Source organism: Pseudomonas sp. AC136, from assembly GCF_979258585.1.
This window is the reverse complement of record NZ_OZ409865.1, coordinates 1,127,020-1,139,386: the sequence shown is the minus strand read 5'-3', so window position 1 is coordinate 1,139,386 and position 12,367 is coordinate 1,127,020. Positions and strand designations below refer to the sequence as shown.

The 12,367-nt window shown below is 56.3% G+C and carries 9 protein-coding genes; all 9 read left to right on the top strand.

Annotated features, from left to right (window positions below):
- The first annotated feature begins 7 nt into the window (after positions 1-7).
- The 9 genes from ACZZZU_RS05115 (at position 8) to ACZZZU_RS05075 (ending at position 12,348) form a co-directional block, all read left to right on the top strand.
- The gene (locus tag ACZZZU_RS05115) at positions 8-1,219 is read left to right on the top strand and encodes a glycosyltransferase family 4 protein (protein ID WP_463549953.1); all 1,212 of its coding nucleotides are present in this window, start codon (positions 8-10) and stop codon (positions 1,217-1,219) included.
- Positions 1,220-1,264: 45 nt separating this feature from the next.
- Entirely contained in the window at positions 1,265-3,688 is a 2,424-nt protein-coding gene (locus ACZZZU_RS05110; protein WP_463549952.1) for a hypothetical protein, read from the top strand.
- Between the two features lie 82 nt (positions 3,689-3,770).
- Positions 3,771-5,174, top strand: a complete 1,404-nt coding sequence (locus ACZZZU_RS05105; protein ID WP_463549951.1) for a hypothetical protein — start codon at positions 3,771-3,773, stop codon at positions 5,172-5,174.
- Between the two features lie 20 nt (positions 5,175-5,194).
- A complete protein-coding gene (locus tag ACZZZU_RS05100) occupies positions 5,195-6,055 on the top strand; it encodes a dTDP-4-dehydrorhamnose reductase family protein (RefSeq protein ID WP_463549950.1) in 861 nt (286 codons plus the stop codon).
- A 111-nt stretch (positions 6,056-6,166) separates the two neighbouring features.
- Positions 6,167-7,177 (top strand): polysaccharide biosynthesis protein, encoded by a 1,011-nt coding sequence (locus tag ACZZZU_RS05095; protein WP_122497927.1) that lies wholly within the window; start codon positions 6,167-6,169, stop codon positions 7,175-7,177.
- Positions 7,170-8,297: a non-hydrolyzing UDP-N-acetylglucosamine 2-epimerase gene (gene wecB / locus ACZZZU_RS05090; RefSeq protein ID WP_463549949.1), complete on the top strand. Its 1,128-nt coding sequence runs from the start codon at positions 7,170-7,172 to the stop codon at positions 8,295-8,297. Before ACZZZU_RS05095 ends, wecB begins: the two co-directional genes overlap by 8 nt.
- Before the next feature lie 8 nt (positions 8,298-8,305).
- Positions 8,306-9,268, top strand: coding sequence for a UDP-glucose 4-epimerase family protein (locus ACZZZU_RS05085; RefSeq protein WP_463549948.1), 963 nt, complete (start codon positions 8,306-8,308; stop codon positions 9,266-9,268).
- On the top strand, positions 9,265-10,275 hold the full coding sequence (locus ACZZZU_RS05080; protein WP_463549947.1) for an MraY family glycosyltransferase: 1,011 nt from the start codon (positions 9,265-9,267) through the stop codon (positions 10,273-10,275). Before ACZZZU_RS05085 ends, ACZZZU_RS05080 begins: the two co-directional genes overlap by 4 nt.
- A 72-nt stretch (positions 10,276-10,347) precedes the next feature.
- Complete coding sequence (locus tag ACZZZU_RS05075) at positions 10,348-12,348, top strand: polysaccharide biosynthesis protein (RefSeq protein WP_463552106.1); 2,001 nt, start codon at positions 10,348-10,350, stop codon at positions 12,346-12,348.
- Positions 12,349-12,367: the final 19 nt, after the last annotated feature.

The window sequence follows — 12,367 nt, the reverse complement described above, 5'->3', positions numbered from 1 at the left end:
GCCTGGCTTGAAAATCCTTATTTTGAGCCAGTACTTCTGGCCGGAAAGTTTCATCATCAACGACATCGTGCGCACGCTCGACGAGCAGGGGCACCAAGTGACCGTGGCCACGGGCAAGCCAAACTACCCGGACGGAAATGTGTTCGAGGGCTACCGCGCTTGGGGGCTTCAGCGCGAACGCTACCTCGACCGAGTCGATGTAGTGCGTGTGCCTCTCTGGCCGCGCGGGCAGGGCGGGGCGAAAAATCTGATACTCAACTACCTGTCTTTTGTCGTCGCCGGCTTGTTTTGCCTGCCCTGGATGCTGCGCAAGCTCGAGTTTGACGCCATCGTGGTATTCGCTCCGTCCCCGGTCACCCAAACGATTCCGGCGATTGCCTTGAAATGGATTAAAAAAGCCAAGCTGGCGTTATGGGTGCAAGACCTTTGGCCGGAAAGTCTCGCGGCGACTGGCTTCGTTAAAAACCCACACGCACTCAAAGCCGTTGGTTGGGTGGTGAAGCGTATTTATCACCATTGTGACTTGCTGCTCGTGCAATCCCGGTCGTTTATCGACTCGGTTGCGCACTACGCCGCTCGGGAAAAAATTCACTACTACCCCAACTCTATCGACGGCCAGCCGTCGACAGCCGAGGTCGCGCTAGCTCCTGAGCTGACGGAACTACTCGATTCGCATTTTTGCGTCGTGTTCGCCGGCAATCTCGGTACTGCGCAGGCGCTGGATACCTTAGTGCAGGCCGCCGTGCAGTTGCAGGACGATCCGCAAATTCGCTTGGTTCTGGTTGGCAGTGGCAGTCGCTTGGGTTGGTTACAGGCGCAAAAGCAGCTGCTCAATCTCGATAACTTGGCACTGCCGGGACGCTTTCCGATGGAGGCTATGCCGGCAATATTCGCGCGGTCTTCAGCGTTATTGGTCTCGCTCACCAACGAAGACATTTTTTCCAAGACTATTCCCAGTAAAGTTCAGTCCTATCTGGCCTCGGGGCGGCCGATTATTGCGTCGCTTAATGGCGAAGGCGCCCAGGTCGTGGAAGAAGCGAGCGCGGGATTCACCTCGGCAGCGGAACAGGTATTGCCTTTGGTCGCCAATATTCGGCGAATGAAAGCGCTCACGAAGGGCGAGCAAGACGCGATGGGACAATCAGGGAGAGAGTATTTTGAAGCAAATTTCAAAATGGATATGCAGGTGTCCCGTTTGGTTAACCTCCTTGGAGCGTAAGTTCTCGCTCCGCCGTTTTCTCGGGCCAAGCCGAGCAGCGAGCGTATGAGCCTGATCGTGTTTCCATTCGCCTTCATGGCCAATACGTTTGCCATGATGTTGGTGATGATTGGCTTGAGTGTGTTTGGCAAGCCGGAGCTGGCTGCTGATTTTGGTCTGATTCATGGCGCTACCGTGGCCATGTTTTATGCCTTTTCGGGCAATGCCCGAAGCCTGATATTGGGCGAGTCGGGGAAGATAAACGCGGCGCAGATTCTTCGTCTGCGCTTGATCATGCTCGTGCCCCTCGCGGTGTTGGCTTTTGTATTAAGCATCGGCGTTGTCGCCTTGAGCTGGGGGTTTGTTTTACTCCTCGTGTTGCGCCGGGCGTGCGAATGGGTGGCTGAGATCTTTCTCGGTGAACAGGAGTTACATCATCACCGGCGCGCCGCCGCGCTGTTCGCGCTGGTGCAAGGCGCGCTGAGCGCACTGCTGCTGTTGGCCCTGGTCCACGGCGGGCTAGAGGTGTTTCCGGTTCTGCTGATCTGGGCTATCTCGCCGCTATTCGGCAGTTTTGATGCCCAATTGGCCAAACGCTGCTTGGCTCGGACGGTAAGTCTGGTAGGCGCGGTGAAAGTGTTGATGCCACATGTGGGCTCGACGGCCATCATCGGCGTATCGGTGTATGTGTTTCGCTTATTTATCCTGTTAATTGCCGGCAAAGAAGAAACCGGTGATTTGTTCGCCAGTTTCGCAATGGGCGGAATTTTAGGCGCCGTTTTTTCTCAAGCACTTGGACCGACGATGGTTCGCCGCACCAACAATATGGGCGGTGGGCGTCTTAACCGGGTGTTTGGCAAGATCATGATTGGCTCCGCGCTGTTAGGACTCGTGCTGATCGTTGCTGTGAGCATTGCGCCCACGTCGCTGCAATGGACAAATAAAAGCCCGTTGTTCTGGCTCGCGGTAGGCTGTTCGCTCCTGGGCGGGCTGGTGATGGTACTGGCGCAGCGAATTCGTCTGGAGATCCTACAGAGCAGTGGGGGAGACGACGTCTTCGGTTCAGATATGCTTGCCAATTTGCTGCTGGTTTCAAGCATTCCGTTTTTCTATTACATTGCCGGGCCAACGTCGTTGGCGGCGCTGTATCTATTTGGAGCTGTACTTTCCCTAGGCTTTTACATGAGCGAACGGGAAGGATTATTAGGGAAGATAAAAATGTTCAAGGCGCATGAGCACCGCGTGCTGATTGTGTTGGCGATGTTGCTGTTTGTTCCGGTGTTTTTTCAGTTAAGCGCCGGACTGTACAGGACGGACATGCTTGGCGGCTCCGGGGGCAGCTTGGCGCTCCTGCCTATCCCGATATCGGTGTTTGCTTGTTACGGTGGCATCGTACTGCTAGGGAAATATTCCCAGGCCAGACTTTCCCTCACTTTCCTGTTTTTTGTTTTCATCTCCATGCTGCTGACGACCGCACTGTTAGTCGGCAGTGAGGGCAGCTATCAGGGCGCGAAGTTCATCTTGCTCGTGCAATTCATGCTGCCAATGTTCGCCTTGGTGTTAGGTCAACAATTTAGTGCGCGAGCGGGGGCCGCCAAGGCGATCCCAGACGTTATCTTTGTGACGCTAATGGTCTTTGTTTCATTGCAGCTGCTAGCCACTTATCTCAGCGGTGCCTTTACACTTTCGTCTTCAGTGTTTGTTTTTAAGATCTATCAGCATCTCCAGTATGTGTCCGTTATGTTTGCGGCCTTGTTTCTGGTCGCACTGTTTTCGCTTTTTGACAACGATAAACGTCGGCCCTGGCTTCTGCTGCTCGCTGCGGCGATGTCGATATATACACTGTTGTCAACTTCAATGCTCGGCACTGCCTTGCTGTTTGCGGGGCTCTTGGTCTTCTGCGTGCGTAACGTACTGTTGAAGCGCCATATTAAAACGTCGTTGTTCCTCGTGGTTCTCTCGTTGGGAAGTGCATTTGCGAGCTTCTTGTTTATTATCAAGGCCGAGTTTGTCCAATCCAAGCTGGGCGTATCCAGCGCAGGTGCATGGGAACACGCTCCGGCTAATGCTGTAGAACGACTCTCGTACTTACGTTTTTATCTAAGCGGTGTAGTAGAAAACGGGCAAAACTTCTTGCTGGGACACATGCAAGCCCCTGATCGGACGTTGTACCCCAGCGCGCATAACTATTATCTGGATCTGGTCTACAACTTCGGCTTTGTCGCCTTGCTGCCTTTTCTGGCGCTTATCGGCTTTACCGTTTATTCCGTATTGCGGAACTTCGCAATGTTATGGCGGCGCCCCTATGTATTGAGCGTGGCAGGTGTCGTGCTGTTCCTGGTGCTGGTTGACAATGTATTCAAGGTCGGGATGCGTCAGCCTTATCCGGGCATTGTCACGTTCTTCTTTTGGGGCGTTTTACTAACAGCATTAAACTCGTTGCCTAAGGTAGATAAAAAGGTGGAGGCGCGCGAGCTACCGCATCAGTGAATGCCGAAATTGCTTGGGCGGCATCGCTGTTTGTTTAGGCAAAATTATAACTATTAATTAATAAATGTAACCGTGGATAGATATGAACTGGAACGTTGTTGTAAGAACAATATGGTTGCTCGTGATGCTGGGTATTTCTGTAATCGGTGCTGTTGCGACAGCCGAATATCAAGGTAATGCCTGGATTTATCTTCTTTTTACAGCCCTCTCCTCGATGGTTTTGTTTTTTGGTTTTGGTCCGAAGGCGATTTTCTTCGATGGTTTCATCGGCGTGCTGCTCTGGATTGGTTTCTGGTTGAAGTTCAGCGTGCGGACAGCTTTTTTTGACGGGCAATTTGCCATTCCTGTGGGTGCCTTCGATGGCTCCCCGGCGTCTTTAGATCAGACGTTGATAACGGTGTCTTTTGCGCTCGCGGCGATTTTGCTTGCGCGTTTTATCCGTCAACTTTTTTTCAGTTATCCGAACGCATTGCCGGATATCGCATACACAGGGTTGTACGCGTTTTACCGGCGCCACCGTGTGCTCGTGTTGGTGGCGTTTGTGCTGGGCGTGCTGGGCATTTGCGTCTCGAACGCCTGGTTCGGTATCTATCAGCGGGGGCTGGTCGCGAAAGTGAACCTGCCGTTCGGCTTGAATGGCGTGTATGCCTGGCTGCTGATGTTCGGGATGGCATCGGTTTCGGCGGTGCTATTGCGCTTTGAGTTTGAGCTGAACCGTGACCGTTATTGGATTGCCGTCACCATTGCCTTGCTGGAGACCACGCTGTCCAACATATCGTTGTGGAGCCGAGGCATGATTCTGAATGGCTCATCGCTGCTCTATGGTGCGATCTCTCAGTTCCGCCGAAGCGAACCGCGCATGCGCCTAGGATTGACGACGTTTGTAGGTATCGCGTTTGTAGTCTTTTTTGCAGCTTCAGTGCTCACTGTTAACTATCTGCGTGCGAACGCCTTTTATGCGGGCGCCTCAGAGGAACTGAGAAAGAACGCTGTTATGGAGCAGACATCGGCGCTTTTTCTGGACCGCTGGGTGGGTATTGAGGGGGTGATGTCGGTCGTAGGCGCTCCGGATAAAGGCTGGGCGGTTTTTCGTGAGGCTCTGCAGGAACGCTTCGATGAGGGCGCCAACGCGTTCTATGACCAAAAATTCATAGCCTCTCCCTACGATAATTCCCGCAACGATGCGCTGCATTTCGTTTCCTTGCCGGGCTATCTCGCGTTCCTCTACTATCCGGGGTCGATTTTATTTCTGGTCTGCGCGGTTTTCGCATTTTCCATCGTGGCCTCGATTTTCGAGTTTCTCGTCTATAAATTGGGCGGCAAGAATCTGGTTCTCTGTGCGCTTATTGCGCAGGTAATAGCATTTCGCTACACCAGTTTTGGTTATGTTCCGATCCAGAGTTACATGCTGTTTGGCTCGATTGTATTGAATGTTTTAATTCTTTTTTGCTTGGACAGAGTTTTGCGTTCGTTCTACAAAGTTTGAAACTTAAAGGGTAGTAAGTCATGGCTCGAGTTTTAGTATTGGGCGTTACCGGCATGCTCGGTAATGCAGTGTTCCGGGTGTTCAACGCAGATGCTCGGTTCGAAGTGTGGGGCACGCTGCGTAGCGGGGCGGCCCGTAGCCACTTTCCCGAGGCGAGCCATGCGCGACTGCGCACAGGTGTCGACGTGCTCGACCAGGACTCGCTCGTTGCGGCGCTGGCTGCCATCAAGCCGGATGTGGTGATCAACTGCGTCGGCCTGATCAAACAGTTGGCCGATGCCAAAGACCCGCTGACCGCGCTGCCTATCAACGCCATGCTCCCGCACCGCCTGGCGAAACTGTGCCAACTGGTCGGCGCGCGGCTTATCCACGTCAGTACTGATTGCGTATTTTCGGGCAGCAAGGGCGGGTATCTGGAGAGTGACGTTTCAGACGCTGAAGACCTTTATGGCAAATCCAAGTACATCGGTGAGCTGACCGATATGCCGCATGCCGTCACTTTGCGCACGTCGATCATTGGTCATGAACTGAACTCGAACTACGCGCTGATCGATTGGTTCTTGTCTCAGGAAGGCAGCGTAAAAGGTTTTTCGCGGGCGATTTTCTCCGGCCTGCCTACCGTCGAGTTGGCGCGCGTGATGAAAGACTTTGTTATTCCGCACACTCAGCTCAGCGGCTTGTATCATGTCGCCGCTGCGCCGATCGCCAAGCTGGATTTGCTGCGTTTGGTGGCCTCGCAGTATGAAAAGCAGATTGAGATCCGCGCCGACGATTCGTTGGTAATCGACCGGTCGCTAAATGGTTCGCGCTTTAGCGCCGCCACTGGCTACGTCGCACCTGCTTGGCCCGAGCTTATTCGGGTGATGCACGCCGACAGCTAACTCATTTTAGGTTGCGCCTCGCTCCCGGCATTTAACGCGTCGGGAGCGGGGCCGTATTGATCGTTTATTCGCGTGTTCGTTTGGCGACACGCTCATGCTCTGGAAGGTTTTATGTTCGACGACAAGGTGTTGATGATTACCGGGGGAACGGGTTCTTTCGGCCACACGGTACTCAAACGGTTTCTCAATACCAACGTGCGCGAAATCCGGATTTTCAGCCGCGACGAGAAAAAACAGGAAGACATGCGCATCGCCCTGGCCAACGACAAGGTCAAGTTCTACATCGGTGATGTGCGCAACTACGACAGCCTGGCCCAGGCCATGGTAGGCGTCGATTACATCTTCCACGCCGCCGCTCTGAAGCAAGTGCCCTCGTGCGAGTTCTACCCGATGGAAGCGGTGCGCACCAACGTCCTTGGCACTGAGAACGTGCTGAACGCGGCCATCGCCACGGGCGTGAAAAGGGTCGTGGTGCTGAGTACCGACAAAGCGGTTTACCCCATCAATGCCATGGGTATTTCCAAGGCCATGGCGGAAAAACTCATGGTCGCCAAGTCGCGCATGATCCCGGCGAACGGCCCGGTGATTTGCGCGACGCGTTACGGCAACGTCATGGCCTCACGCGGCTCGGTTATCCCGCTGTTTGTGGAGCAGATGCGTTCGGACGAACCGCTCACCGTTACCGACCCCGACATGACGCGATTCCTGATGTCCCTCGAAGACTCGGTTGATTTGGTGCTGCACGCCTTCGAACACGGTCAGCAAGGCGATCTGTTTATCCAGAAGGCGCCGGCGTCCACGGTGGGTGATCTGGCCCAGGCGCTGAAAGAGCTGTTCGGCAAAACCAATACCGTCAAAGTCATCGGCACCCGTCACGGCGAAAAACTGTACGAGTCGCTGGTTTCGCGCGAAGAAATGGCCAAGGCCGAAGACATGGGCCGCTACTACCGCATTCCGGCTGATAACCGCGACCTGAACTACAAGAAGTATTTCGTCGAGGGCGAGCAGCGAATCTCCGAGCTGGACGATTACACCTCGCATAACACCGAGCGCCTGGATGTGGCGGGCATCAAGACGTTGCTGCTGAAACTGGATTACATCAAGGACGAACTCAATGCTTAAGGTTATGACCCTGGTCGGCACGCGCCCTGAGCTGATCAAAATGAGCCGGGTGATCGCCGAGTTGGACCGGCAGGTTCAGCATGTGCTCGTGCATTCCGGCCAGAACTACGATTACGAACTCAACCAGGTCTTTTTCGATGACCTGGAAATTCGCAAGCCGGACCACTTTCTGGGTGCGGCAGGCGAAACAGCGGCTCAGACCATCGCCGAGGTGATCGCCAAATCCGACGCCATCTTCGAACTCGAAAAACCTGATGCATTGCTGCTCTACGGCGACACCAATACCTGCTTGGCGGTGATTGCCGCCAAGCGTCGCAAGATTCCGGTGTTCCACATGGAAGCGGGCAATCGCTGTTTCGATCAGCGCGTGCCGGAAGAGCTGAACCGTAAGGTTCTGGATCACCTCAGCGACATCAACATGGTGCTCACCGAGCACGCGCGCCGCTATTTGATCGCCGAAGGCATTCGCCCGGAAACCATCATCAAAACCGGCTCGCACATGCAGGAAGTGCTGGAGTACTACAAGCCCAAGATCGACCAGTCCGATGTGCTGGCCCGTACCGGTCTGGAGCAGGACAAGTTTTTTGTCGTCAGCGCCCATCGTGAAGAAAACGTCGATACGCCGGATAACCTGCGAGACCTGCTCGGCAGCTTGCGCGCCCTGGCTGATCAGTACGGTTTCCCGTTGATCGTCTCGACTCACCCGCGCACGCGCAAACGCCTTGAAGCCCTGGGTGAGTCGCTGGATCACCCGTTGATTCGCTTTGTGAAGCCGTTCGGCTTGCTGGATTACATCAAGCTTCAGCAGTCCGCGTTCTGTGTGCTCTCGGACAGCGGCACTATTACTGAGGAAGCTTCGCTGCTGAATCTTCCGGCCGTCACCTTGCGTAATGCCCACGAGCGTCCTGAGGGCATGGACCAAGGCACGCTGATCATGAGCGGTCTCAAGCACGACTCGGTGCTCGATGCCGTGCGCGTGGTGACCAGCCAGCATTCGCGTGAGCGTCGGGCGATTCCGGTGGTGGCCGATTATGAAGGCGGCCCGGTGTCGCTGCAGGTTGTGCGCGTGGTGCTCAGTTACACCGATTACATCAACCGCACCGTGTGGCGCAAAGACTAAGCCTGGTTATGAATGTCTTATTAACCGGAGCAAGCGGCTTTGTGGGACGCGCGGTGCAGGAGCGCTTGTTGGCTGACGGCGTTCACCAGGTTCGCGCGGCATTTCGCGTGCTTCCTACGTCAACTCCGGATCGGCTTCAGGTGTGCCATGCGCCTGACCTCGGTCCGCAAGGCGACTGGCGTGAGGCGTTGTCGGGTATCGATGCGGTGATTCACTGTGCGGCCCGCGTGCACGTGATGCATGAGCAGAACGACGATCCGTTGGAAGCGTTTCGCCGCGTTAACGTGGCCGGCACCTTGCAGCTCGCTCGCCAAGCGGTAGAGGCGGGCGTTCGGCGCTTTATCTACCTCAGCTCCATCAAAGTGAACGGCGAGATGACCCGACCGGGCCAGCCTTTCCGTGCCGATGATCCTGCCACCGCAACCGACCCCTACGGCATTTCCAAATGGGAAGCCGAGGAGGGCCTTTTCGCGCTCGCCCGTGACACAGGGTTAGAAGTGGTGGTGGTTCGACCGCCCTTGGTTTACGGCCCGGATGTGCGCGCGAATTTTCTGAGCATGATGAATTGGCTCAAAAAGGGCGTGCCGTTGCCGTTCGGTGCAATCCGAAATCAGCGCAGTTTGGTCGCCTTGGGCAATTTGGCGGACTTGCTGCGCGTGTGCCTGGATCATCCTGCTGCTGCGGGCCAACGGTTTCTGGTCAGTGATGGCGACGACCTTTCCACGTCTGAGTTGCTGCGCCAGTTGGGCGTTGCGCTGCGACGTCCAGCCAGGCTCGTGCCGGTGCCTCAGGCTTGGCTTGAAATGGCGGCTCGGGTTCTTGAGCGTGACGATATCGGCCGTCGGCTGTGCGGATCGCTGCAAGTGGATATCGCAAAAACCCGTACGCTGTTGAATTGGACTCCACCGTTAACCGTGGAGCAGGCCCTGGCGCTGACCGCCACGCGCTTTTTGGATAGCCAAAGCCGATGAATATTTCTGTTGTATTGGTGGTGGTGGCTATCGCCTCGTTGTCACTGACCTGGGCGGTTCGCCGTTATGCCCTAGCCGCCAGCGTATTGGATATTCCCAACGCGCGAAGCTCCCACACCCAACCGACCCCACGCGGTGGCGGCGTGGCGATAGTGCTGAGTTTTCTCGTCGCGCTGCCACTGTTGGCGTGGCTCGCCGGCCTCGGTTGGTCGGCGGTTTGGGCCATGGTCGGCGGCGGTGGTTTGATTGCACTGGTAGGTTTTCTGGACGACCACGGGCACATCGCGGCGCGCTGGCGATTGCTTGCCCATTTCAGTGGGGCCGTCTGGGCCCTGGCCTGGCTCGGTGGCGCGGCGCCCTTTACGGTGTTTGGCGCCACCTTCGACCTCGGCTGGATCGGCCATGGCCTGGCGGTTTTCTACCTGGTGTGGCTGCTCAATCTATTCAATTTCATGGATGGCATCGACGGCATCGCCGGGGTGGAAGCGGTCACCACGTGTGCCTCGGGGGCATTGTTGTATGCGGTGCTAGGGCGCTCCGACCAAGCGCTGATTCCGCTGCTGCTGGCCATCGCCAGCGCCGGTTTCCTGTACTGGAATTTCCCGCCGGCAAAAATTTTCATGGGCGATGCCGGTAGCGGTTTTCTAGGGTTGATGCTGGGCGTTTTGTCGCTGCAGGCCGCCTGGGTATCGCCGCCGTTGTTTTGGGCTTGGCTGATTCTGATGGCGGTATTCATTGTCGACGCCACCTGGACACTGCTGCGACGCCTGGTTCGCGGCGACAAAGTGTACGAGGCGCACCGCAGTCACGCGTATCAATACGCCGCGCGCCTTCATGGTCGGCACTTGCCCATCACGCTGGCGGTGCTGGTGATTAACCTGGCTTGGTTGCTGCCATTGGCCCTTCTGGTGACCACGGGCGCGCTGGATGGCGTGCTGGGCTTTGCGCTGGCGAGCGCACCGTTAATCTATCTGGCGATTCGCTACCATGCCGGGAAGCAAGAGTAATGAATACTATGGACGCAAGTGATCAGGGACGGACGTAACGTGGTGAGTCGCGAAGTAAAAAAACATATTCCGATGCGTGATCGCCTGGTAGGGCTGCGGCGTCGCTACAAGCGCCTTTTGCAAATAGCGGCCGACATCGTGCTGGTATGGGCGTCCCTGTGGCTGGCCTTTGTCGTGCGCCTGGGCATCGAGCGCCCAATCGACCCGTTCGGTGACTATGCGTGGTTGTTCTTGATCGCACCGATCATTGCCATCCCCGTTTTTATTCGGCTCGGTATGTACCGGGCGGTGATGCGTTATTTCGGTAACGAAGCGCTTGTCGCGATCTTCAAGGCGGTGTCGTTGTCGGCGCTGGTGTTGGGCGTTTACATCTACCTGTATCGCGCCGAGGTCTTGGTTCCGCGTTCGCTGGTCTTCAACTATTGGTGGCTTAGCCTGCTGATGATCGGCGGCCTACGTTTGTTCATGCGCCAGTATTTCCTTGGCGATTGGTTGCTGGCCGGGCAGCACGTGCCGTTTCTGCGCCAGGACGATGGCCTGTCGAAAGTCGCCGTGTATGGCGGCGGTGCGGCGGGCAATCAGCTGGTTGCGGCGTTGCGCATGGGCAAGGGCATGCGCCCGGTGGCTTTTATCGATGACGACGAGGGCATCGCCAACCGTGTGGTTGCCGGCCTCAAGGTTTACACCTCGCGCAATATTCAGTTGATGATCGAGGAAACCGGCGCGCAAGAGGTGCTGCTGGCGATTCCGTCGGCGTCACGTTCGCGGCGCCGCGAGATTTTGGCGGCATTGGAAGCCTACCCGGTGCATGTGCGCACAGTGCCGGGCTTTATGGACTTGGCCAGCGGGCGCGTGAATGTCAGTGACTTGCAGGAGGTGGATATCGCCGACCTGCTGGGACGCGACCCTGTGCCGCCGCGCGCGGATTTGTTTGAGCGCTGCATCCGCAATCAGGTGGTCATGGTCACCGGAGCGGGTGGTTCCATTGGGTCGGAGTTGTGCCGTCAGATTCTGGTCTCCGCGCCCATGGCATTGGTGCTGTTTGAGCACAGCGAGTACAACCTTTACAGCATCCAGAGCGAGCTTGAAGGGCGTATTCGCCACGAGGGATTGAGCATCAAGCTCATACCGATTCTGGGCTCAGTGCGCAGTCCGGAGCGCTTGCTCGACGTGATGCGTACGTGGAGCGTGAACACGGTTTACCACGCTGCGGCGTACAAACATGTGCCGATCGTTGAGCACAACGTGGCCGAGGGCGTATTGAACAATGTGTTCGGCACGCTGCAAACGGCCCAGGCGGCAATGCAGGCGGGCGTGGAACATTTTGTGCTGATTTCCACTGACAAGGCGGTGCGTCCTACCAATGTGATGGGCAGTACCAAACGCCTGGCGGAAATGACACTGCAGGCCCTCAGTGCTGAAAAGCAGCCGGTGTTGCTGGGCTCGAAAAACGCTCAGGCCAACAGAACGCGTTTCACCATGGTTCGTTTCGGCAATGTGCTGGGCTCGTCCGGCTCGGTGATTCCATTATTCCGCGAGCAGATAAAACGCGGCGGGCCCATCACGGTGACCCACCCCAACATCACCCGCTATTTCATGACCATCCCCGAGGCCGCGCAGTTGGTTATTCAGGCGGGCTCAATGGGGCAGGGCGGTGACGTGTTTGTGCTGGATATGGGCTCGCCGGTGAAGATCGCCGAACTGGCGGAAAAGATGGTGCATTTGTCCGGGCTGACGGTGCGCAATGAGGGCAATCCCCACGGCGACATCGAGATTGAGTTCACGGGCCTGCGCTCGGGTGAAAAGCTGTATGAAGAGCTGCTGATTGGCGACAACGTCAGCCCAACCGAGCACTCGATGATCATGCGAGCCAACGAAGAACACCTGCCCTGGGTGGTTTTCAAAGACGTGTTGGATGCGATCTTTCTGGCGGTCGAGCGTGACGATTATGAGCGAGTGCGAGAATTGCTCCGCGAGCACGTTAGCGGTTACCTACCAGAATGCGAAATCGTTGATTTGATTCATAAAAAGCGCCTGGAAACGCCCGCGCCGGGTGATTTGACACTCCACTGAGGCTGCCTCTAAGTTGGCC

Coding starts and splice junctions, on each gene's coding strand:
- ACZZZU_RS05110 (WP_463549952.1), top strand. CDS start 1,265: ATGAGCCTGATCGTGTTTCCATTCGCCTTCATGGCCAATACGTTTGCC.
- ACZZZU_RS05105 (WP_463549951.1), top strand. CDS start 3,771: ATGAACTGGAACGTTGTTGTAAGAACAATATGGTTGCTCGTGATGCTG.
- ACZZZU_RS05100 (WP_463549950.1), top strand. CDS start 5,195: ATGGCTCGAGTTTTAGTATTGGGCGTTACCGGCATGCTCGGTAATGCA.
- ACZZZU_RS05095 (WP_122497927.1), top strand. CDS start 6,167: ATGTTCGACGACAAGGTGTTGATGATTACCGGGGGAACGGGTTCTTTC.
- wecB (WP_463549949.1), top strand. CDS start 7,170: ATGCTTAAGGTTATGACCCTGGTCGGCACGCGCCCTGAGCTGATCAAA.
- ACZZZU_RS05085 (WP_463549948.1), top strand. CDS start 8,306: ATGAATGTCTTATTAACCGGAGCAAGCGGCTTTGTGGGACGCGCGGTG.
- ACZZZU_RS05080 (WP_463549947.1), top strand. CDS start 9,265: ATGAATATTTCTGTTGTATTGGTGGTGGTGGCTATCGCCTCGTTGTCA.
- ACZZZU_RS05075 (WP_463552106.1), top strand. CDS start 10,348: ATGCGTGATCGCCTGGTAGGGCTGCGGCGTCGCTACAAGCGCCTTTTG.